At 62.2% G+C, this 20,711-nt stretch carries 21 protein-coding genes; 18 read left to right on the forward strand and 3 right to left on the reverse strand.

Annotation, left to right across the window (positions count from 1 at the left end; genetic code table 11):
- Positions 1-118: 118 nt before the first annotated feature.
- From GBB14_RS03765 to GBB14_RS03830, 14 genes are all read left to right on the forward strand, one after another.
- Positions 119-775: an L-threonylcarbamoyladenylate synthase gene (locus GBB14_RS03765; protein WP_151529955.1), complete on the forward strand. Its 657-nt coding sequence runs from the start codon at positions 119-121 to the stop codon at positions 773-775.
- 296 nt (positions 776-1,071) lie between these two features.
- Entirely contained in the window at positions 1,072-2,271 is a 1,200-nt protein-coding gene (locus GBB14_RS03770; RefSeq protein ID WP_225976608.1) for an MraY family glycosyltransferase, read from the forward strand.
- Positions 2,272-2,313: 42 nt separating this feature from the next.
- The gene (locus GBB14_RS03775) at positions 2,314-2,736 is read left to right on the forward strand and encodes a hypothetical protein (RefSeq protein WP_151529956.1); all 423 of its coding nucleotides are present in this window, start codon (positions 2,314-2,316) and stop codon (positions 2,734-2,736) included.
- 475 nt (positions 2,737-3,211) lie between these two features.
- Positions 3,212-3,988 carry a F0F1 ATP synthase subunit A gene (atpB, locus tag GBB14_RS03780; RefSeq protein WP_151529957.1) on the forward strand — a complete coding sequence of 259 codons (777 nt, stop codon included), beginning with the start codon at positions 3,212-3,214 and terminating at the stop codon, positions 3,986-3,988.
- Positions 3,989-4,074: 86 nt separating this feature from the next.
- Positions 4,075-4,314 carry an ATP synthase F0 subunit C gene (locus tag GBB14_RS03785; RefSeq protein WP_018019996.1) on the forward strand — a complete coding sequence of 80 codons (240 nt, stop codon included), beginning with the start codon at positions 4,075-4,077 and terminating at the stop codon, positions 4,312-4,314.
- A 30-nt stretch (positions 4,315-4,344) separates the two neighbouring features.
- A complete protein-coding gene (locus GBB14_RS03790; protein ID WP_151529958.1) occupies positions 4,345-4,914 on the forward strand; it encodes a F0F1 ATP synthase subunit B in 570 nt (189 codons plus the stop codon).
- Positions 4,915-4,919: 5 nt separating this feature from the next.
- Complete coding sequence (locus GBB14_RS03795) at positions 4,920-5,738, forward strand: F0F1 ATP synthase subunit delta (RefSeq protein WP_151529959.1); 819 nt, start codon at positions 4,920-4,922, stop codon at positions 5,736-5,738.
- A 56-nt stretch (positions 5,739-5,794) separates the two neighbouring features.
- On the forward strand, positions 5,795-7,471 hold the full coding sequence (gene atpA / locus GBB14_RS03800; protein ID WP_192796160.1) for a F0F1 ATP synthase subunit alpha: 1,677 nt from the start codon (positions 5,795-5,797) through the stop codon (positions 7,469-7,471).
- A 51-nt stretch (positions 7,472-7,522) separates the two neighbouring features.
- Complete coding sequence (locus GBB14_RS03805; protein ID WP_151529960.1) at positions 7,523-8,500, forward strand: F0F1 ATP synthase subunit gamma; 978 nt, start codon at positions 7,523-7,525, stop codon at positions 8,498-8,500.
- A gap of 3 nt (positions 8,501-8,503) precedes the next feature.
- Positions 8,504-9,949: a F0F1 ATP synthase subunit beta gene (gene atpD / locus GBB14_RS03810; RefSeq protein ID WP_151529961.1), complete on the forward strand. Its 1,446-nt coding sequence runs from the start codon at positions 8,504-8,506 to the stop codon at positions 9,947-9,949.
- 10 nt (positions 9,950-9,959) lie between these two features.
- Positions 9,960-10,328: a F0F1 ATP synthase subunit epsilon gene (locus GBB14_RS03815; protein WP_151529962.1), complete on the forward strand. Its 369-nt coding sequence runs from the start codon at positions 9,960-9,962 to the stop codon at positions 10,326-10,328.
- Between the two features lie 260 nt (positions 10,329-10,588).
- On the forward strand, positions 10,589-11,059 hold the full coding sequence (locus GBB14_RS03820; RefSeq protein WP_151529963.1) for a DUF2550 domain-containing protein: 471 nt from the start codon (positions 10,589-10,591) through the stop codon (positions 11,057-11,059).
- Between the two features lie 39 nt (positions 11,060-11,098).
- Entirely contained in the window at positions 11,099-11,791 is a 693-nt protein-coding gene (gene nucS, locus GBB14_RS03825) for an endonuclease NucS (protein ID WP_151529964.1), read from the forward strand.
- Between the two features lie 97 nt (positions 11,792-11,888).
- Complete coding sequence (locus GBB14_RS03830; RefSeq protein ID WP_192796161.1) at positions 11,889-12,182, forward strand: hypothetical protein; 294 nt, start codon at positions 11,889-11,891, stop codon at positions 12,180-12,182.
- A gap of 28 nt (positions 12,183-12,210) precedes the next feature.
- On the opposite strand, the gene mce is transcribed toward GBB14_RS03830, so the two are convergent.
- Positions 12,211-12,669 (reverse strand): methylmalonyl-CoA epimerase, encoded by a 459-nt coding sequence (mce, locus tag GBB14_RS03835; RefSeq protein WP_151529965.1) that lies wholly within the window; start codon positions 12,667-12,669, stop codon positions 12,211-12,213.
- A 175-nt stretch (positions 12,670-12,844) separates the two neighbouring features.
- On the opposite strand from mce, the gene GBB14_RS03840 reads away from it, so the two are divergent.
- A complete protein-coding gene (locus GBB14_RS03840) occupies positions 12,845-13,153 on the forward strand; it encodes a thiamine-binding protein (protein WP_151529966.1) in 309 nt (102 codons plus the stop codon).
- A 67-nt stretch (positions 13,154-13,220) separates the two neighbouring features.
- Positions 13,221-14,126 (forward strand): tetratricopeptide repeat protein, encoded by a 906-nt coding sequence (locus GBB14_RS03845; protein WP_151529967.1) that lies wholly within the window; start codon positions 13,221-13,223, stop codon positions 14,124-14,126.
- On the opposite strand, the gene glgB is transcribed toward GBB14_RS03845, so the two are convergent.
- Both glgB and GBB14_RS03855 read right to left on the reverse strand, forming a co-directional pair.
- On the reverse strand, positions 14,127-16,328 hold the full coding sequence (gene glgB / locus GBB14_RS03850) for a 1,4-alpha-glucan branching protein GlgB (RefSeq protein ID WP_151529968.1): 2,202 nt from the start codon (positions 16,326-16,328) through the stop codon (positions 14,127-14,129).
- A 325-nt stretch (positions 16,329-16,653) separates the two neighbouring features.
- Entirely contained in the window at positions 16,654-18,684 is a 2,031-nt protein-coding gene (locus GBB14_RS03855) for an alpha-1,4-glucan--maltose-1-phosphate maltosyltransferase (protein ID WP_151529969.1), read from the reverse strand.
- 310 nt (positions 18,685-18,994) lie between these two features.
- Here GBB14_RS03855 and GBB14_RS03860 point away from each other — a divergent pair, with 310 nt between their 5' ends.
- Both GBB14_RS03860 and GBB14_RS03865 read left to right on the forward strand, forming a co-directional pair.
- Positions 18,995-19,852 carry an ABC transporter ATP-binding protein gene (locus tag GBB14_RS03860; RefSeq protein ID WP_151529970.1) on the forward strand — a complete coding sequence of 286 codons (858 nt, stop codon included), beginning with the start codon at positions 18,995-18,997 and terminating at the stop codon, positions 19,850-19,852.
- 20 nt (positions 19,853-19,872) lie between these two features.
- Entirely contained in the window at positions 19,873-20,694 is an 822-nt protein-coding gene (locus GBB14_RS03865; RefSeq protein ID WP_151529971.1) for an NUDIX hydrolase, read from the forward strand.
- The last annotated feature ends 17 nt before the right edge of the window (positions 20,695-20,711 follow it).

The following is a 20,711-nucleotide window of genomic DNA, read 5'->3' on the forward strand; positions in this document are numbered from 1 at the left end:
TGCGAGCACCCGAATAGGCGGCCTATCGTGGACGGTGTTATCGCGCTGTGTGCTCTGGGGCGTACTATTTTTGCTACACCACCACAATTGCCGCTGACGTATAAGGAGAGAATTCGACGTGTCTCGGATCTTCGATTGCTCCCAAGATGACAAGCGCGAGCTCGGTGTCCGCACCGCCGCAGCCGAGGTTGCGGAAGGAAAGCTCGTTGTGCTTCCCACCGATACCCTCTATGGCTTGGGATGCGACGCCTTCAATAATCAGGCGGTGAATCAGCTCCTCGCCACGAAGCGGCGGGGACCAGACATGCCGGTGCCGGTACTCATTGGAAGCTGGGACACAGTACGCGGCCTCGTTCACACCTATACGCCTAATGCCCAACGCCTCGTCGAGGCTTTTTGGCCCGGCGGGCTGTCCATCGTGATCGAACAAGCACCGTCTTTGCTGTGGAACCTCGGCGATACCCGCGGCACCGTGATGCTCCGCATGCCGCTGCACCCCGTGGCCATCGACCTGCTGCGCGCAACCGGCCCGATGGCCGTATCCAGCGCTAATATCTCCGGGCAGCCACCGGCCACCACCGTTGTCGACGCCAAGCAGCAGCTCGGCAACGCGGTGTCGACCTATCTCAACGGTGGGGAGTGCGCCATGGGGCAGCCCTCGAGCATCGTTGATCTCTCCGGCAACAAGACACGGCTGCTCCGCGAGGGTGCAATCTCTGCGGAACGGATCGCAGAGGTGCTGGAGATCGACCCAGAGCAGCTCCGCGCCCGCTAAAGTACACGAGGACTCACCGCCCGCGGCGCCATCGCTCGGCGCGCGGTGATGCGGCAGGCATCGGCAGGCGGCGGCGCGCGGCGCAATGGCAGCACGCGGCGGTGCGCGAAAAGAAACCAATCGGCCCGTGCCGAGGCCGCGGCCACCCCGCGAGTGCTGGCGGTGGCCTAGACTGCTGAGACGAAGAGTGCACAGGGCGTGGGGCCACTCTAGAGGCCACGCTGTTGCGTAGTAGCAGTAGTGGATATGGCCCGAGACGCTACACCTGGGTAGCACGAGAAGGAAAGGACAACACGATGGGCGCTGGTGGAGCGGGTGTTCCCCTGCGTGAGCTTGCGCTCATTTTGCTGGCGGCGTGCGCGGTCACCTATCTCACCACGGGCATCATTCGGCATGCGGTGGTGCGCGCCGGGCTGCTGGCCGATATTCGGGATCGGGATGTGCACACAATCCCGAAGCCACAGCTCGGCGGGGTAGCGATGTTTACCGGGCTGGTGCTGGCGGTGGTGATGGCCTCCCAGCTGCCGGCGCTGACGCGTGGGTTTATGCCCATGACTCCCGAAATGCATGCGGTGTTTTGGGCGAGCATCGTGATTGTCGTGGTGGGCGTGATCGATGACGTCTTCGAGCTCGACGCCGTCACGAAGCTCATCGGCCAGATTCTGGCCGCCATTGTGATGAGCGCCCTCGGACTGTCGTGGACGTTGATCTATGTGCCTTTTGGGGAGGGCACCACCGTCATCCTCGATAGTGTCCAGTCCACGGTCTTTACCACTGTGTTTACGGTGGCGTTGATTAATGCCATTAACTTCGTCGATGGCATCGATGGTCTCGCCGCAGGACTGGGCATGATCGCCGGGGCGGCCATTCTCGTATTCTCCCTGACGGTGCTGCACGATCAAGGCGGGGCTGTCTCGGCCTATCCACCGGCGATTATCGCCGCTGCCTTGGTGGGAGTCTGTGCCGGTTTCTTGCCCCATAATTTCGAGCCGTCCCGGATTTTCATGGGCGATACCGGAGCGATGCTCATCGGGCTGCTGCTTTCTGCCGCCGCCACCTCCGCCTCGGGCAAGATCAATATGAGCCTCTACGGCACCGAGGACATCGTCGCCCTGCTCAGCCCCTTCATTGTGGTGGCGGCAGCGATCTTCATCCCCGTGCTGGACCTGGTGTTGGCGGTGGTGCGGCGCGTCTCCGCGGGGCGCTCGCCCTTTGCCGCTGACCGCAAGCACCTGCATCACCGCCTGCTCGACATCGGCCATACCCACCGCCGCGTGGTGCTCATTTTGTACACCTGGGTGTCGGTGGTGGCCTTCGGCGCGGTGGGGTTCACGGTGTTTCCGGCGCGCATCGCCGGCCCGATCTTCGGAGTGAGCGCCCTGCTCGCCGTGGTATTGACGGTGCTGCCTTCGCTGCGTCGCGCGGCGGGCGCATCGGGCAGTGGGCGAGGGCACCATATGCGCCGCAGCTCGACCTCTGTGGCGCGGGGTTCCTAGCCGGGCGCTGCGCTTGTGCGTAGTGTGTACAATTTCCGCATTATGACTGAAAAAACCGCCTCGCAATACGATGATCCGCGGCGCCCCTTGGTGCGCGCGATGAAGATGGGTTCGCTGGCGCTGGTGGCCGTGACGGTGGTGTCCTTGCTGCTGTGGTGGCTCATCCGCGATCTCCCCGGGGTGTGGGGCGTGCTCCTCGGTGCGGCTATCGGTGGCGGTTTCGTGTTGCTCACCGTGCTCAGCACCCTTCTCACCTCCCATACCTCGCCGGAAATGACGGGTGTGGTGGTACTGGGCGGCTGGCTCGTGAAGATCGTCGTGCTCATCATCGTGCTGTGGGCCCTGCGCGATCTGACGTTCTACGATCCGATTGCGCTCGTCGTGACCACGGTGGCGGCGCTGGTGATCGTGCTCGGCGCCGAGGTCTGGGCAATTATGACCACCAAGGTGACCACCATTAACTAGCTGTGATTGGGGCGGATGCTTATCGACGCCTACTCGCTGCCCACACAAGACATGTTCTCCCGCCGTAATCCCCTCTACTGGGGGGATGCTGCTGGGGCTGGTGGTGCATCTATTCACTCTGCTCAATAGTTATCGCGAGAACTCGTGCCGGCGGAACCACCCCCATAACAGGGGCGTATAGCCCCTGTGAGACAGCTTACAAGAGGCGAAAAATGCCCGCTACGCGCGGGTTTTTCTTATGTCTAGGCGAGGGGTGGGCGTGGCCGTTTCATCTTTCGGGTGAACTTGAGACAAGCCTGATAATCTTATCGACGGGCAAACGCTCCTATGCGCTGCCCACAATTGGCCGTCACGAGATGTGCGACGGAGTCCGGTACGGCCAAAGAAAATCAGACGTCCATCGCACCGAAGCTGCTCTGTACGGGGCGTTTCGGCCCGAACACGGGAGAGAACGCTGAGCGTTACAACACTGTCCATGAAGGGTGAGTTCCATCCGCCCTCTCTGGAACACGAATTTTCCCCGGGTCCAATTTGGTTCGACGATACTTGGTTCGCAATCGACCGTCTGATGTTCGTCCGCCTGCTTATGGCGGTGCTGTTGGCGATCTTCTTCCTTGTGGCTATGCGCAACCCGAAGGTTGTTCCGCGTGGCCTCCAGAACGTAGCCGAGATGCTCCTTGACTTCGTTCGTATTCACATTTCGGAAGATATCCTGGGCAAGAAGGAGGGGCGCCGGTTCCTGCCGGTCATTGCCACCATCTTCTTCCTTGTTCTGGCTATGAATCTCCCCTCGATCATTCCTGGCCTCAACATCTCCCCGAATGCCAGAATCGGCATGCCGCTGGTCTTGGCAATTTTCGGATACATCGCCTTCGTCTATGCGGGTGCTAAGCGCTACGGATTCTTCAAGTACGTCAAGTCCTCTGTGGTGATTCCTAATCTCCCATTGCCGCTGCACTTCTTGGTGATTCCGCTGGAGTTCTTCTCCACCTTCGTGCTGCGCCCCGCAACCCTCACTCTGCGTCTTATGGCCAACATGTTGGCCGGTCACATCATCCTGGTGCTGCTGTTTTCTGCCACCAACTTCTTCTTCTGGCAGATGAATGGCTGGACCGCGCTGTCCGCAGTGACCCTATTCGCAGCGATTGCATTTACTCTGTTCGAGATGCTGGTCATTTTCCTGCAGGCGTACATCTTCGCCCTGCTGTCGGCCGTGTATATCGAACTCTCTCTGCACGCAGACGAACACTGACCCGCTGATTCCAGCGGACCAAAAAACCACACAATTCCAGGCTCAGTTAAGGAAGCGCTGAGCCCCTAGAAAGGGAACGACACATCATGAACGAAGTCATCCTCGCACAGGCCGCTAACGGTCTTGACGGCTCCATCGCCACCGTCGGCTACGGTCTCGCCACCATCGGCCCGGGCCTCGGCATCGGCATCCTCGTTGGTAAGGCCCTCGAGGGCATGGCTCGCCAGCCTGAGATGGCCGGCCAGCTGCGTACCACCATGTTCCTGGGCATCGCCTTCGTTGAGGCCCTCGCCCTCATCGGCTTGGTCGCCGGCTTCATCCTCTAAGACGAACAGACACGAAAGCACTAAAGACTCATGACGAACGTCTATACCTACTTAGCAGCCGGTGGGGAGGAGCTTCCCGGGGAGGGACAATTCTCCGTGCTGTTGCCTGCTAACTACGACCTCGTCTGGTCCTTTGTTTCGCTCATCGTAATCCTGTTCCTCTTCTGGAAGTTCGTACTTCCGAAGTTCCAAGAGGTCCTGGCCGAGCGTGAGGACCGGATCAAGGGCGGCATTCAACGCGCCGAGGCCGCACAGGCTGAGGCAAAGGCCGCGCTGGAAAAGTACAACGCGCAGCTTTCTGAGGCCCGCGCCGAAGCACAGCAGATCCGCGAAGAAGCCCGCGACAAGGGCAAGAAGATCGTGGACGAGATGAAGGCCGAGGCCACCGAAGAGAGCAACCGCATTATTGAGTCCGGAGAGAAGCAGCTTCTTGCCCAGCGCGAGCAGGTTGTTTCTGAACTGCGTTCCGAGATGGGACAGAACTCGATCAACCTTGCTGAGCGTCTGCTCGGAGAACAACTCTCCGACAACGTCAAGCGTTCGGGCACGATCGATAACTTCTTGTCCTCGCTCGATAGCGTGGCTCCGGCAGGAAAGTGAGCGATATGCACGCAGCGAGCCGCGAGGCGCTAAACCAGGCGTTCGGATTTGTTGACCGCGTGGCCAACAGCTCCGACAACGCAGTAGCAGTTACCGCTCAGACGGGCACCGAGTTGTTCGACATCGTCGATGCCCTAGATGTTGACCGCGGCCTGCGTGTGGCAGCAGCCGATACAGCCGCTCCGGCCGACGCTCGCGCCGGCCTGATGGAGACGGTGTTTGGGGGCAAAGTCTCGGAGACCGCCCTTGGCGTGCTGTGCGACATTGTGAAGCTCAACTGGTCCAACCCGCGCGAAATGCGCACCGGACTTGTTGAGGTTGGACGACGCTTCCTGTTCCGCTCCGCACAGGAGCAGGGTCAGCTGAAGCAGGTGGAAGGCGAGCTCTTCCGACTGAGCCGCATCCTGGAAGATGAGCCCGAATTGACTCATCTTCTCAGCGACCGGACCCAACCTGCATCTCGGAAGCGTGAGCTGTTTGCCAAGGTTCTCTACGGCAAGGTCACCGCGGTGACCGAGGCGCTTGCATTGCAAGCCATTGGTCGCCCGGAGAAGAACCCGATCGATGATCTGGCTTCTCTCGTTGACTCCGCTGCAGAGGTCTCTGGCCGCTCAGTTGCCCATGTCGTTGCTGCATCAGAGCTCAACTCCACGCAGGAGCAGGCACTAGCGGACAAACTGGGACGTATTTACGGTCGTGCGATGAACGTCCATACCGAGGTTGATACCAGCCTCCTCGGTGGAGTGATCATCCGCGTCGGTGATGAAGTGATCGACGGCTCTACCAAGGGCAAGATCGAAAGAATGCGCCGCGCATTCGCCTAAACCCGCATCGCGGGTCGCAGGCACTACGCACTGACACGACTACATTTTTGGACAACATGCTGGACGAAACAACCGAGAGCAGGAAGAACATGGCGGAGCTGACGATCTCCTCCGATGAGATCCGTAGCGCGATTGCTAGCTACACCTCGAGCTACTCCCCGGAGGCCTCCCGCGAGGAGGTCGGCGTGGTCATTTCGGCAGCTGACGGTATTGCCCAGGTTTCGGGGCTACCGTCGGTGATGGCGAATGAGCTGCTCGAGTTCCCTGGCGGCGTGATTGGCGTCGCTCAGAACCTTGACACTGACCGCGTCGGCGTTGTGGTTTTGGGTAACTACGAGACTCTTAAAGAGGGCGACGAAGTAAAGCGGACCGGAGAGGTCCTTTCGATTCCGGTTGGGGATGACTTCCTCGGCCGCGTTATCAACCCCCTGGGCCAGCCCATCGACGGCCTGGGCGAAATTGCATCGCAAGAAGAGCGTGCACTGGAGCTGCAGGCACCGTCCGTGCTGCAGCGCCAGCCGGTCGAAGAGCCGATACAAACCGGCATCAAGGCAATCGACGCAATGACCCCGATTGGTCGCGGTCAGCGTCAGTTGATCATTGGTGACCGCAAGACCGGTAAGACCGCGGTCTGCATCGATACCATTCTGAATCAGAAGGCCAACTGGGACAGCGGCGACCCGCAAAAGCAGGTCCGTTGTATCTATGTGGCCATCGGCCAGAAAGGCTCGACCATCGCTGGAGTCCGCGAGACTCTGCGCGAGCACGGTGCACTGGATTACACCACCATCGTGGCGGCCCCGGCCTCCGATGCTGCAGGCTTCAAGTGGCTGGCTCCCTTCTCGGGTGCCGCTCTGGGCCAGCACTGGATGTACCAGGGCAAGCACGTTTTGGTGATCTACGATGACCTCACCAAGCAGGCCGAGGCGTATCGTGCGATCTCCCTGCTGCTTCGCCGTCCTCCGGGACGCGAGGCTTACCCCGGTGACGTCTTCTACCTGCACTCCCGTCTGCTGGAGCGCGCTGCGAAGCTCTCCGACGACATGGGTGCTGGCTCGCTCACCGCTTTGCCGATCATCGAGACCAAGGCGAACGATGTGTCCGCCTTCATCCCGACCAACGTGATCTCCATCACCGACGGTCAAGTCTTCCTCGAGTCCGACCTGTTCAACCAGGGTGTCCGCCCCGCTATTAACGTGGGTATCTCGGTCTCCCGTGTGGGTGGTGCCGCTCAGACCAAGGGCATGAAGAAGGTCTCCGGTAACCTGCGTCTGGATCTGGCCGCATACCGCGACCTGGAGGCATTCGCTGCCTTCGCTTCGGATCTGGATTCCGCTTCCAAGCGCCAGCTCGAGCGCGGACAGCGCCTCGTGGAGCTGCTGAAGCAGGCAGAGAACAACCCGATGAGCGTGGAGGACCAGATGGTCTCCATCCACCTCGCGAACGAAGGCGTCTTCGACTCCGTTCCCGTTGAGGACGTCCGTCGTTTCGAGTCTGAGCTGCACGAGCACCTGCATGCATTTGCCGGTGACGTGTTCGAGCAGATCAAGGGCGGCGTTCCCTTCTCTGATGAGTCCAAGGATCAGCTGCGCCAAGAAGCCGATAACTTCGCGGCCAGCTTCCAGGCCTCGGACGGAACCCCGATTATCAATGAGCCGGAAGTTGATGCACTCGACGAGACCGAAGTCAGCAAGAGCCAGATTTCCGTGTCCAAGAAAGCTGCTAAGAAGTAAGCAGTGATGCACACAATGACCGTCCAAGGAAAAGAAGGGAGGCGATGATTCATGGCTAATCTTCGCGAGCTTCGCGACCGCATCAGGTCAGTGAACTCCACTAAGAAGATCACTAAAGCTCAAGAAATGATCGCCACCTCGCGAATCACCAAGGCCCAAGCACGGGTTGAGGCCTCGCAGCCGTATGCGGTCGAGTTGCACCGTGTGATCAACAAGCTGGCATCCGCCAGCTCCCTGGATCATCCGATGCTGCACGAGCGTGAAAACGGCAAGCGTGCCGCCGTGTTGGTGGTTTCGAGTGACCGAGGAATGGCCGGTGGCTACAACCACAACGTGTTCAAGAAGGCAGCGGAGCTGACGCGCATGCTGGAGGATCGCGGTTACGAAACGGTGCGCTATGTCACCGGTAACAAGGGTGTTGGCTACTACAGTTTCCGAGGCGAAGAATTTGCGGGTGCGTGGACTGGGTTCTCGCAAGACCCGTCATGGAAAGAAACGCACGACGTGCGTCGTCACCTGATCGATGGCTTCCTGGCCAGCTCCGAGGGCTACACCAAGCCCCGTGAGGGCTTGAAGAGCGATGAGGGCGAGGGCGTTCAGGGCTTTGACCAGGTCCACGTTGTCTACACCAAGTTTGAGTCGATGCTGACCCAGACCGCTTCGGTGCAGCAGGTGCTGCCCATTGAGCCGGTCCTGGAAACTGATGAGTTCGACTCCGAGGACTCCATCCTGACTCAACACCAGGGTGTGGCAGCGGACTACCTTTTCGAGCCCGACGCAGACACTCTTCTGGCAGAGCTTTTGCCGAAGTATGTCTCGCGCACCGTGTACGCCCTGTTCCTGGAGGCCGCTGCGGCAGAATCCGCTTCCCGCCGCACCGCCATGAAGTCCGCTACGGACAATGCAACCGAGCTGGTCAATGACCTCTCCCGCGTTGCCAACCAGGCTCGACAGGCTCAAATTACGCAGGAAATCACAGAGATCGTCGGTGGCGCGGGAGCGCTCGCCGAAAGCGGAGAAAGTGACTAAATTATGTCTACAGCTCTACAAGAGCACGATGCTCAGACCGCAATTGCCGGTCGAGTAGTTCGTGTCATTGGGCCGGTTGTCGACGTGGAATTCCCCCGCGGCGCTCTTCCGGCACTCTTCAACGCCATGACAGTCGAGGTCACCCTCGAAGCAGTGGCAAAGACCATTACCCTCGAGGTTGCCCAGCACCTGGGCGATAACCTCGTGCGCGCCATCTCCATGGCCCCCACCGACGGCCTCGTCCGCGGTGCAGAGGTCAAGGACAGCGGTAAGCCGATTTCGGTGCCCGTGGGCGACGTCGTCAAGGGCCACGTGTTCAACGCCCTCGGTGACTGCCTCGACGAGCCGGGTCTCGGCCGCGACGGCGAGCAGTGGGGCATCCACCGCGAGCCGCCGGCATTCGACCAGCTCGAGGGTAAGACCGAGATCCTCGAAACCGGCATCAAAGTGATTGACCTTCTCACCCCCTACGTTAAGGGTGGCAAGATCGGTCTCTTCGGTGGTGCAGGTGTGGGCAAGACCGTGCTCATCCAGGAGATGATCACCCGTATCGCCCGCGAGTTCTCCGGTACCTCGGTGTTCGCCGGCGTCGGTGAGCGTACTCGTGAGGGTACGGACCTCCACCTCGAGATGGAGGAGATGGGCGTGTTGCAAGACACCGCGCTTGTCTTCGGCCAGATGGATGAGCCGCCAGGAGTGCGTATGCGCGTGGCCCTGTCCGGTCTGACCATGGCGGAGTACTTCCGCGATGTCCAGCACCAGGACGTGCTGCTGTTCATCGACAACATCTTCCGCTTCACTCAGGCTGGCTCTGAGGTGTCCACCCTGCTGGGTCGTATGCCTTCGGCCGTGGGCTACCAGCCCACCCTGGCTGACGAGATGGGTGTCCTGCAGGAGCGCATTACCTCCACCAAGGGCAAGTCCATTACCTCGCTGCAGGCCGTGTACGTCCCCGCGGACGACTACACCGACCCCGCCCCGGCCACCACCTTCGCCCACCTCGACGCCACCACCGAGCTTGACCGTGGTATCGCATCGAAGGGTATTTACCCGGCCGTGAACCCGCTGACCTCTACCTCTCGTATCCTCGAGCCCGGTATCGTCGGCGAGCGTCACTACGCAGTGGCGCAGCGCGTGATCGGTATTCTGCAGAAGAACAAGGAACTGCAGGACATCATCGCCATCCTCGGTATGGATGAGCTCGGTGAGGAAGACAAGATCACGGTGCAGCGTGCCCGTCGTATCGAGCGCTTCCTGGGTCAGAACTTCTTCGTTGCTGAGAAGTTCACCGGTCTGCCCGGCTCCTACGTGCCGCTGGAGGACACCATCGACGCGTTCGAGCGCATCTGCAACGGCGAATTCGACCACTACCCGGAGCAGGCCTTCAACGGTCTTGGCGGGCTGGACGACGTCGAGGCTGCCTACAAGAAGATCCAAGCGGAAGGTTGAGGGCTAAGCTATGGCTGACATCGCCGCAGAACTGGTCTCCGTAGAACGCGTGCTGTGGTCCGGTCGGGCCACCATCGTCACCGCGCAGACCATCGAAGGTGAAATCGGCGTGTTGCCAGGGCACGAGCCTATGCTCGCTCAGCTCGTCGAAAACGGCGTGGTGACTCTGACCGCGACAGACGGCCAGAAGAAGGTCGCCGCCTGCCAGGGCGGCTTCCTCTCCGTCACTCCGGAGAAGGTCACCGTGCTGGCCGACTATGCAACGTGGGCCGACGAGGTGGATCCTTCCGCTGCTGAGTCAGCATTGGCCACGGGCGACGCTGTGGAGAAGGCTCGGGCAGAAGCCGAGCTGAAGGCAGTTCGTCGCCACGCGGGCTAAAGCCCCAAGGCTGACACGCTACTGAATAAAGGCGCTATCCCAGATAGGGATGGCGCCTTTTGCTTGTGTTGCACTGGTTCTCGCTATGGCGCGTTTCGTGCCACCCCCAGCGTCTCTCAGCAGACATCAGAGGAGATAGCGGCGAGATGGCGTCGAAAAGCGCAGGTAGAAGCAATAATGAAGAAGATGGCCTGCAATGGATGTAGACTGAGAATAATTTCCGAGTCTCTGAGTACCTGATGCGCGGCGGGAGAGTGGCAATGGAAGTGCGAGTGATCGCCAGTGTGATTATTGCGGCAGCCGGAGTGGCTGCCCTCCTGATTCTGTGGCGATTTTTTACGCTGCGATCCCAGGGCACCCCCGTGATTATGCGGCGGCTGCCCGCCGAAGGAGTGCATGGCTGGCGTCACGGAATGCTCCGCTATCGCGGCATGGTGCTCTATTACTACAAGGTGCGCTCCCTTTTGCCTTCCCCGAATATGGTGTTTAGCCGGTCCGATACCCAGGTGGTATCTCGGCGCCGGATCACCGCGGGGGAGGCTTCTTTTATGGAGCCGAATCTCTCCGTCCTCGAGCTGGATATCGCCGGCCAGCACTACGAAGTAGCCTTGGACGCGCACGGCGAAATGGCGCTGACCGCGTGGATCGAAGCGGCGCCCTCACGGCAGCGCGTGCGCACCAATCTGCGGGCCGCACGCTCGTATTTTCGCGAAAGCCAGGGGCATCAATAGCCCTCTGGCCCCATCGCTGACTCTGTTAATGTAGTCAGAATGCGTCTTGTGATTGCTCGTTGTTCCGTTGATTATGTGGGTCGGCTCGAGGCCCATCTTCCCACCGCCGACCGGCTGTTGATGATCAAAGCCGACGGCTCCGTGTCCATCCACGCCGATGATCGCGCCTATAAGCCGCTGAACTGGATGACACCTCCCTGCACGCTCACCGAACAGGCCATCGACGATGCCGACAAGGCCGAGGCTGGGGTGCGGCTGTGGGTGGTGGAAAACTCCAAAGGTGAGCAACTACGCATCACAGTCGAGGCCATTCACTCCGAATTGGAATACGACCTCGGCGAGGACCCAGGCCTGGAAAAAGACGGGGTGGAGCAGCACCTGCAGGAGCTCCTGGCCGAACACATCACCACCTTGGGGCCGGGCTATACCCTCATTCGCCGCGAGTATTTCACCGCGATCGGGCCGGTGGATATTCTCTGCCGCGACGAAAAAGGCCAAACCGTTGCGGTCGAGATCAAGCGCCGCGGAGAAATCGATGGCGTGGAACAGCTCACCCGCTACGTGGAACTACTCAACCGCGACGAGCTGCTGAAACCGGTACGAGGCATCTTTGCCGCCCAGAAGATCAAACCCCAGGCACGCACCCTTGCCGAAGATCGCGGCTTCTCCTGCGTAGTCCTCGACTATAACGAGCTGCGCGGGCTCGAATCCGATGAGCTGCGCCTGTTCTGAGCAGGGAAAAGGCGGGTAGGCGGCGTCGATAAGCGGCGGTGCTACTACGCAGCAGAGTGGCAGTGGAACAACCACAGATACACGGGAGGTAAGTGTCGTGCCGCGGAGGAATCGCAGAAACACCACGGGCCGCTATGCCCGGCGGCCGTTGCCGCGCGATGGCAGCGGCTATTGGGGGACCCGAGTGGAGGAGGGGCCGAGCTATAGCTTCGGCCGAGATTACTATGTGCGCGAGATGGGCGGGCCGTCTGCGGTGAAGGATTATGTGTGCCCGGGCTGTCAGGGGCCGATCTACGCGGGCACGGCGCACATTGTGGCGTGGCCGAAAGACACGATGCGCGGTGCCGCTGATCGTCGTCATTGGCACCGCGCATGTTGGGCGCGGCGGTAGGGGCCGCGCCTAAAAGGGAGCGGGGGAGTTACTTCACCGGCTCAGTGAGCTCGAGAAGCACGCCGCCGGCATCCTTGGGGTGAACGAAGTTGATGCGGGCGCCGCCGGTGCCCTGCTTCGGTGCATCATAGAGCAGGCGCACGCCCTGGTTGCGCAGGTGCTCGCAGAGGGCGTCCATGTCGTTGGTGCGCAGGCACATCTGCTGCAGGCCGGGGCCCTTCTTATCGATGAACTTCGCGATGGTGGACTGCTCGTTCAGCGGGGCGAGGAGCTGAATCATGCCGTCGGTGGCGGACATGTTCTTCGGGCCGATCATGGCCTCGTGCACGCCCTGTTCTTCATTGACCTCGTCGTGGTGGTTCACCCAGCCGAATGCGGAGCGGTAAAACTCCACGGCGGCGTCGAAGTCGGGAACAGCGATCCCCACGTGGTCCAGGCAGACGACGTACTCGTGGGGAATCTCAATGCCAGAAATGTCATTACTCATGCTCCCCACTTTAAGCCACTTAGCAGCGGCTGTGGGGCAGAAGGTGGCCGCGAGAACTGAGAGAAACCACACTGTGGCGCACCACGATCGCGTGTCGCTTATCGACGCCGCCCGCTGCCACCACACCCCTCGCCGGTGGCAGCGCGGCTGAAAACGCACAGCTAGGATGTGTCCCATGTTGATTGCTTTTTCTGTCGCACCTACCGTCACTCCCACGACGGACGCCGAGATGTCCGAGGCTGTTGCTGAGGCGGTGCGCGTCGTGCGCGCCTCCGGCCTGCCGTGTGAAACCAATGCCATGTTCACCCTTATCGAGGGCGACTGGGATGAGGTGATGGACGTGGTCAAGCGCGCCACGGAGGCGGTGATGGAGGTGAGTCCTCGGGTGTCGCTGGTGTTGAAAGCCGATATCCGGCCCGGCTACAGCGACCGGCTGAAGGGCAAAGTAGCATCGCTAGAAAAGCACCTGAGTGAGGCTGAGTGAGGATGCGGCCGAACTCACGGTAGACGACACTACGCAGAATTAAACTACGCAGAATTTAAGGAGCACCATGGCTGAGAACGCACCTGAACGATTTGTTGCTGGAGCTATTGACCTGGGGGAGGTGAAATCCCGCGCGGAGGCGAAGAGCCACGCCCAGAGCCGCGATGGTGGGCAGACCGTGGCACCGGTAGTGGATGTCACCGAGCAGAACATTAAGTCCGAGGTGCTGGAGCGCTCCATGCAGGTGCCGGTGGTGGTGCATATCGGTACCCAGCGCTCGCCCGAGTCCGCGGAGATGCACACCGTGTTGAGCCGTCTCGCCAACACGCAGGAGCAGATTAGCTGGATCTACGCCTATCTGGATGCCGATAGCACCCCGCAGCTCGCCCAGGCGCTGGGCGTGCAGGGCCTGCCGACCGTGCTGGCACTCGCCCAAGGCCAACCAATTACCGACTTCCAGGGCGGCCAGCCCGAGGAGGCGCTGCAGCAGTGGACCGCCGCCGTGGTGGGCGCCGTCGCCGGCAAACTCGAGGGGCTGCCGGGCGAGGAGCCGGAGGAGGATCCGCGTATCGCTCAGGTGCGTAGTCTCCTTGACGCCGCCGAGCCTGATCTCGACCAGGCGCTGCCGATCCTCGAGGAGGCCCTGGCCGAGCATCCGGAGGATCCGGAGCTGGTGCAGCTGTCCAAGCGTGCCGAGGTGATCCAGCGTGCCCGTGCAAGCGAGGCTGCCGCGGACGATGAGGGGGATGCGGCGCAGGGTGGCGTCGATAAGCACTACGCAGCAGCGGATGCCCTGATCGCGCACGGGCGTGTGGAGGAGGCCTTCGACGGGCTGATCGCGGCGATCACCCAGGCCGAGGGCGAGGAAAAGGCGGCCCTCAAGGACCGCCTCATCGAGCTTTTTGGCATGTACGAGACCACTGACCCGCGCGTGTTGGCGGCGCGGGGCAAGCTGGCCTCGGCGCTGTACTAGCTAGCTGTCTAGCCGGTACCACTGCGCGGAGAGCGCGGGGATGTGCAGCGTCGTGGAGTAGGGGTAGCCGTCCCAGGCGCTGTCGGTGGCGTCGAAGCCGCTTCCGATATCGTTGCCTGCGCCCTCATAGGCGCCGGCATCGGTGTTCAGCAGCAGCGACCATCGTCCGGCCTCCGGCACGCCGAGGGTATAGGCCTGCTGGGAGGAGCCACCGAAGTTGAAGACGCAGAGCAGCTTCTCGCCCTTGTCGTCGGTGCGGTAGAAGGCGAGGATGTTGTTGTCCGCGTCATCAGACTTGGCCCACTGGAAACCGGCGGGGTCGCTATCGAGCGAATAGAGCGCCGGTAGCTCCTTGTAGTTGGAGTTGAGATCGCGCACCAGCTGGTGCACGCCGCGATGGTATTCGCCTTCCCAGCCTTCCATGTTTCCCCAATCGATGGAGCGGTTTTCATTCCACTCCTGCACCTGAGCAAACTCCTGGCCCTGGAAGAGCAGGTTCTTGCCTGGGTGCGCCCACATGTAGGCGAGCAGGGTGCGCACGCCGGCGGCCTTGTTCCAGGGATCGCCCGGCATCCGGGTCCACAGAGTGCCCTTGCCGTGCACTACCTCGTCGTGGGAGATGGGCAGCACGTAGCGCTCTGAGTAGGCGTAGACCATCGAGAAGGTGATCTCGTTGTGGTGGTACTTGCGGTGGATGGGGTCCTGCGCGAAGTACTCGAGGGTGTCGTTCATCCAGCCCATGTTCCACTTCAGGGAGAAGCCGAGGCCGTCGTTGTAGGTCGGGGCGGTGACACCCGGCCAGGAGGTGGATTCTTCCGCAATGGTGAGCACGCCGGGGAAGGTGCTGGCCACAGTGGCGTTGACTTCCTGCAGCAGCTGCTTGGCCTCGAGGTTTTCCCGGCCGCCGAACTGGTTGGGCAGCCACTCGCCCTCATCGCGGGAGTAATCCAGATACAGCATGGAGGCCACCGCGTCCACGCGCAGGCCGTCGATGTGGAACTCCTTGCACCAATACAGCGCATTGGCGACGAGGAAGTTGCGCACCTCGGTGCGGCCGAAGTCGAACACATAGGTGCCCCAGTCTCGCTGCTCGCCGCGGCGCCAGTCGGGGTGCTCGTAGAGAGCCTCGCCATCGAAGCGGGCGAGGGCGAACTCATCCTTGGGGAAGTGCGCCGGCACCCAGTCCACGATCACGCCGATACCGCGGGCGTGGAAGGCATCCACGAGGGCACGGAATTGATCCGGGGTGCCCCAGCGCGACGTTGGTGCGTAGTAGCCCGAGACCTGATAACCCCAGGAGCCGCCGAAGGGGTGCTCCGCCACCGGCAGGAACTCCACGTGGGTGTAGCCCATGTGATCGACATAGTCCACTAGCTCCACGGCGAGATCCTCGTAGGTGCGCCCCTGCTTCCACGACCCGAGATGCACCTCGTAGACGCTCATCGGCTCGGTCTGAGCATTGGAACGCGCCCGCTTGGTGATCCACGCATCGTCTTTCCACTCATAGGTGGATTCGTTAATGATCGACCCCGTCGCCGGAGGCACCTCCGACTGACGAGCCATGGGGTCGGCCTTATCGCGGCGGTAGCCCTCCTTGGTCTGGATGGCGTACTTATACACCTCGCCCGCACCGACGTTAGGGATAAACACCTCCCACACACCCGAGGACCCGAGCGAACGCATCGGATACTGGGCCGGGTTCCACCCAGAGAAGCTTCCCACCACGGCGACACCGATCGCGTTCGGCGCCCACACCGCAAAGGAGGTGCCGACCACCGGACCCATCTCCGTGTCGATGGTGCGCACATGTGAGCCCAGCACCTCCCAGAGCCGCTCGTGGCGGCCCTCACCAATCAGGTACAGGTCCGTCTCGCCGAGCGTGGGCAGGAAGTGGTAGCCATCAGCGACGGTGATCGGTTCCATCCCCGGCCAGGTGACGCGCAGGCGATAGTCAATCGGCTCCGAGGACTCGAGCAGCATGGCGAAAATGCCATCCGTGGTGTGCACCGCCTCGTGGGTGCCGCCATCAGCAGTGAGGATCTCCACCTTCTCCGCGCCGGGCTGGCGGGTGCGGATCACCGCGCCGCTCGGGGTGGCGTGCCAGCCGTAGAAAGCATGGGGGTCGTGGTGCTGGCAATACCGCAGACGCTGCAAGTCGTGGTCGGGGATGCCGAGGGTGGGATCGTGAGGATCGAAGGGCATGGGGTGAGCTTTCTGTCGGATGGTCGGGTGGTTGAGCTACTACGCAGAAGAGTATGCGGTGTAGCGGATCGGTCTGAGAGCTATCGTGTCCGCGGCCGGATAGACGGTGGGCACGCGCCCTTGCAAGGTGGCGCACGGCGCTGTGGGCAGGGGTGGAGCGGATGCTACGAAGGGGAGGGGCGTTTAGAAGCGCCGGTTCTCAGCGGCGCGAGCCGCTTATCGACGCCGTCTCGCTGCCACCCGCACTCTGATGCGTAGTGCTACCCACCGCAGTTGGTGCCGCGCCGGGCGCCGCAGCTGCCAGCCCTCAGTGCCGACGGTGGGACTAGAGGCGGTAGTCCTCGATGGTGCGCCACGCCAGTGCTTCGCGCCGGGCAGGGGGCACGTCGGGCAGCACGAAGATGTGCGCGACGTTCTCCCAGGGCTTGAGGTTGACGTAGTTGGCGGCGCTCCAGGTGTAGCGGTTGCCGGTGATCTGGTCGGTGACTTCGAACTCGGCATCCCAGTCCTGGCCGATGGCCTCCACGTTGAGGCGTACGGTCGCTGCGTGCTCGTTCCACGGGTCGAGATTGACGATTACCAGCACGGTGTTGCCGGTGAGGGCGTCCACCTTGGAGTAGGCGATCATCTGGTCGGAGTCGATGTCGTGGAAGTGGATGGAGCGCAGCTGCTGCAGGGCGGGCTGTTCGTGGCGAATCCGGTTGAGGGTGGTGATATAGGGCTCGAGGGAGTCGCCGTTGCGCAGTGCGGCCTCGAAGTCGCGGGGGCGCAGCTCGTATTTCTCGGAGTCCATATACTCCTCGCTGCCAGGGGCCACGGCCTCGCCTTCGTAGAGCTCGAAGCCGGAGTACATGCCCCACAGCGGGGAGAGGGTGGTGGCCAGGGTGGCGCGGATAGCGAAGGCGCCGCGGCCGCCTTCCTGCAAGGAGGCGTGGAGAATGTCAGGAGTATTGACAAAGAGATTGGGCCGCGAGATATCGGCCATGCGGGCAATCTCTTGGCCGAACTCGGTGAGTTCCTGCTTGGAGATCTGCCAGGTGAAGTAGGTGTAGCTCTGCGAGAACCCTGCCTTGGCCAGGCCGTAGAGGCGCGGGCGGCGGGTGAAGGCCTCGGCGAGGAAGATCACCTCGGGGTTGGTTTCATGCACGGTGGCGATGAGCCACTCCCAGAAGTTGGTGGGCTTGGTGTGCGGGTTGTCTACGCGGAAGGTGGTCACGCCTCGTTTAATCCAGAACTTCACCACGCGCAGAACTTCGTCGTAGATGCCCTGTTGATCGTTGTCGAAGTTGAGCGGGTAGATGTCCTGGTACTTTTTGGGCGGGTTTTCCGCATAGGCGATGGTGCCGTCCGGCAGGACGGTAAACCACTCGGGATGATCCTTAGCCCAGGGGTGATCGGGGGCGCATTGCAGCGCCAAGTCGAGGGCGATCTCGAGGTCCAGTTCCTTGGCGCGGGCGATAAGGGCGTCGAAGTCCTCGAGGGTGCCGAGCTGGGGGTGGACGGCGTCATGGCCGCCGTCGCTGGAGCCGATGGCCCAGGGCGAGCCCACATCGTTCGGCTCGGTCACCAGGGTGTTGTTGCGCCCCTTGCGGTTGATCTCACCGATGGGGTGGATCGGCGGGAAGTAGACGGTATCAAAGCCCATGGCCTTAATCCGCGGCAGTTGCTCCGCGGTGCTGGCGAAGGTGCCGTGTACGGGGGCGCCGGAGTCATCCCAGCCGCCGGTGGAACGGGGGAAGAGCTCATACCACGAGCTGACCAGGGCCTTGCGGCGCATGACCTCGACCTTGTGGGTGCGGCCGCGGGTGAGTAGCTCGCGCAGCGGGTGCAGGTCCAAGATGCCGAGGATGTCCTTCGAGAGCGCGGGCGCGACGCGGGCGCGGACCTCGGCGTCGGAACGCAGCGTGGCGGCGACGTCGAGAAGCTGCTGCTGATAGGTCTTCGGCGCTTTCTTGGCGGCGCGCTCGAATAGCTGGGCGCCGGTCTCCAGGTCGTTGGCCAGCTCGGCCGCGGACTGGCCGGCGTGGATTTTCGCGGTGACCGCGTGGCGCCAGGTGGCCATGGGATCGGACCAGGCGTCCACGCGGAAGCTCCACTGGCCCGGTACATCGGGCACGAAGATCGCGTGGTGCTCGTCCTGGTCGAAGGCATCGGCGCTCATCGGGATGCGCTTCATCTTCGGAGCCACGGAGGACTCTTTGGGTCCTTTAACGTTGAGGGTGGCGGAAATAGCATCATGCCCCTCGCGCCAGACGAGGGCGAAGACGGGAACGACCTCACCAACGACGGCCTTGGAGGGGCAACGATTCCCTGAGATGTACGGGCGGACGTCATCAATACCGAGTCTGCCAGTCACAATAGACACCACTTTCTCTCGCTCCGCGCCGCCCGAAAAGGGCTCGAGCGCGGGGCAGTTTTATATAGACGATTTTGTATAGACGATGCGACGTTGAACCCCAAGTCTACTGGCTTAGAAGGGGAATTACAGGGTGCTGCTTTTGGTATTTTGACCACAGTTATAGGTGATAGTGACCAGTGCTCGCCCCGCGCTCAATCGATCCCGCCGCGCGCCACCGCAGCCGCCACCGCAGCCGCCGGGGCGCCGCTTGGGCGCCGCAGGGGGGAGGCCAGGGTGTGGCTCGCCCACAGCACTGCATTTTTCCGCCATGATGGAGGCTATGAGTTCCTCGCCTGTAGCCCCCACGGATCCGGACCTGCTGATCGATTTTCGAGATATTTCCTTCGTGCGCGATGGTCGCGCCCTCCTGGGCAATATCACGTGGCAGGTGGAGCTGGACGAGCGCTGGGTGGTGATCGGCCCGAACGGTGCGGGCAAGACCACCCTGTTTCGCCTAGCCGCCGCAGAAGCCTTCCCCACCAGTGGTGTGGCCTTTCTCATGGGCGAGCAAGTGGGCAAGACCGATATGCGCGATCTGCGCACCATGATCGGCATGACCTCCTCGGCGATCGGCACCCGCATCCCCGAGGATGAAAAGGTAGCGGATCTGGTGATCTCCGCCGGCTATGCCATTCTCGGCCGCTGGCGCGAGGCCTATGAGGAAATGGACTTCGAGCACGCCATCGACACCCTCGAGCAGGTGGGCGCGCTGCATCTGCGGGATCGCACCTGGGGAACGCTCAGCGAGGGCGAGAAGAAGCGGGTGCTCATCGCCCGCGCCTTGATGACCAATCCCGAGCTGTTGCTTCTCGACGAACCGGGCGCGGGCCTCGACCTCGGCGGCCGCGAAGACCTCGTGGGCTATCTCGGCGATCTCGCCATGGACCCCGATGCGCCGGCCACGGTGATGATCACCCACCACGTGGAGGAAATCCCCCGTGGTTTCACCCACGCACTGCTTCTCGACGAGGGCGGCATCGTCGCCCAGGGCCTCATTGATGATGTCCTCACCAGTGAGAACCTCACCACCACCTTCCACCAGAAGATCACCCTCGATCGCATCGACGGCCGCTATTTCGCCCGTCGCTCCCGCACCGGTGGGGCGCACCGCGCCCCGCGTTCCTAGGGCTACTACGCAGCAGAGTGATGGAGCGTCCCACCGCCCGCGATCTCTCCCAGGCCGCCCTGCGGCTGCCGCCGGGCCACACCCCGCCCGCGCCGCGGCTGGCGGCCACGGTGGTGTTAGTACGCGACGGGCAGGCCGGTCTTGAGGTCTATGCACAGCACCGAGTGAACTCCATGCCCACCTTCCCCTCGGCCACGGTATTTCCCGGTGGTGGGGTGGACCGAGGCGACTATCTTTCTTCCGCCATGCACGCTGCGCTGTGGCACGGGCCGTCGCCTGAGCAGTGGGCACACAGACTCGGAGTTGCGCCGAGCCACGCCGCGGCGATTGTGACCGCCGCGATCCGCGAACTCTTCGAAGAAACCGGCACGCTCATTGCCTTCGAGGGCACGCAGGAGCTGCTGCGGCGGGCGGACACGTTTCATCAACAACGCCTCGCGCTCGAGTCCAAGCAGCTCGGATTCGGCGATTTCCTGCACACCCAGCAGCTGCAGATAGCGTCCTCGCTGCTGCACCCCTTCGCCCGCTGGATCGGCCCTCCAGGCGCGGCGCGCAGCTTCGACGCTTTTTCTTTCGTGGTGGTCGCGCCGCGCGAACAGCGACCTGATGCGCTCTCTGGGGAAACCACGACGGCCGGCTGGTATCGGCCCCAAGAGCTGCTTGCGCGCTGGGCTGAGGGGACGGTGCAGCTCGTGCTGCCGACCTGGTCGAAGCTGCGGGTGCTCAGTGCCGTGGATTCTGTCGCCGCGCTCTTAGCGACGCTGCCAGAGGTGGACATGGAGCCGATCGTCGATAAGCCGGAATGCAATAGCTATTTCGGACGTGTGATCTCTGATGCGTAGTAGCAGTGGGGGCGGCA

The organism is Corynebacterium sp. 51B (genome assembly GCF_008930785.1).
Lineage (GTDB): Bacteria > Actinomycetota > Actinomycetes > Mycobacteriales > Mycobacteriaceae > Corynebacterium > Corynebacterium megadyptis.

What these genes read in the sequence shown, in the direction of transcription:
- GBB14_RS03785 (WP_018019996.1), top strand. Translation starts at nt 4,075, where the DNA reads ATGAACGAAGTCATCCTCGCACAGGCCGCTAACGGTCTTGACGGCTCC.
- mce (WP_151529965.1), bottom strand. Translation starts at nt 12,669, where the DNA reads ATGAGTAATGACATTTCTGGCATTGAGATTCCCCACGAGTACGTCGTC.
- glgB (WP_151529968.1), bottom strand. Translation starts at nt 16,328, where the DNA reads ATGCCCTTCGATCCTCACGATCCCACCCTCGGCATCCCCGACCACGAC.
- GBB14_RS03840 (WP_151529966.1), top strand. Translation starts at nt 12,845, where the DNA reads ATGTTGATTGCTTTTTCTGTCGCACCTACCGTCACTCCCACGACGGAC.
- atpD (WP_151529961.1), top strand. Translation starts at nt 8,504, where the DNA reads ATGTCTACAGCTCTACAAGAGCACGATGCTCAGACCGCAATTGCCGGT.
- atpB (WP_151529957.1), top strand. Translation starts at nt 3,212, where the DNA reads ATGAAGGGTGAGTTCCATCCGCCCTCTCTGGAACACGAATTTTCCCCG.
- GBB14_RS03790 (WP_151529958.1), top strand. Translation starts at nt 4,345, where the DNA reads ATGACGAACGTCTATACCTACTTAGCAGCCGGTGGGGAGGAGCTTCCC.
- GBB14_RS03845 (WP_151529967.1), top strand. Translation starts at nt 13,221, where the DNA reads ATGGCTGAGAACGCACCTGAACGATTTGTTGCTGGAGCTATTGACCTG.
- GBB14_RS03805 (WP_151529960.1), top strand. Translation starts at nt 7,523, where the DNA reads ATGGCTAATCTTCGCGAGCTTCGCGACCGCATCAGGTCAGTGAACTCC.
- atpA (WP_192796160.1), top strand. Translation starts at nt 5,795, where the DNA reads ATGCTGGACGAAACAACCGAGAGCAGGAAGAACATGGCGGAGCTGACG.
- GBB14_RS03795 (WP_151529959.1), top strand. Translation starts at nt 4,920, where the DNA reads ATGCACGCAGCGAGCCGCGAGGCGCTAAACCAGGCGTTCGGATTTGTT.
- GBB14_RS03775 (WP_151529956.1), top strand. Translation starts at nt 2,314, where the DNA reads ATGACTGAAAAAACCGCCTCGCAATACGATGATCCGCGGCGCCCCTTG.
- GBB14_RS03865 (WP_151529971.1), top strand. Translation starts at nt 19,873, where the DNA reads ATGGAGCGTCCCACCGCCCGCGATCTCTCCCAGGCCGCCCTGCGGCTG.
- GBB14_RS03815 (WP_151529962.1), top strand. Translation starts at nt 9,960, where the DNA reads ATGGCTGACATCGCCGCAGAACTGGTCTCCGTAGAACGCGTGCTGTGG.
- GBB14_RS03770 (WP_225976608.1), top strand. Translation starts at nt 1,072, where the DNA reads ATGGGCGCTGGTGGAGCGGGTGTTCCCCTGCGTGAGCTTGCGCTCATT.
- GBB14_RS03860 (WP_151529970.1), top strand. Translation starts at nt 18,995, where the DNA reads ATGATGGAGGCTATGAGTTCCTCGCCTGTAGCCCCCACGGATCCGGAC.
- GBB14_RS03820 (WP_151529963.1), top strand. Translation starts at nt 10,589, where the DNA reads ATGGAAGTGCGAGTGATCGCCAGTGTGATTATTGCGGCAGCCGGAGTG.
- nucS (WP_151529964.1), top strand. Translation starts at nt 11,099, where the DNA reads ATGCGTCTTGTGATTGCTCGTTGTTCCGTTGATTATGTGGGTCGGCTC.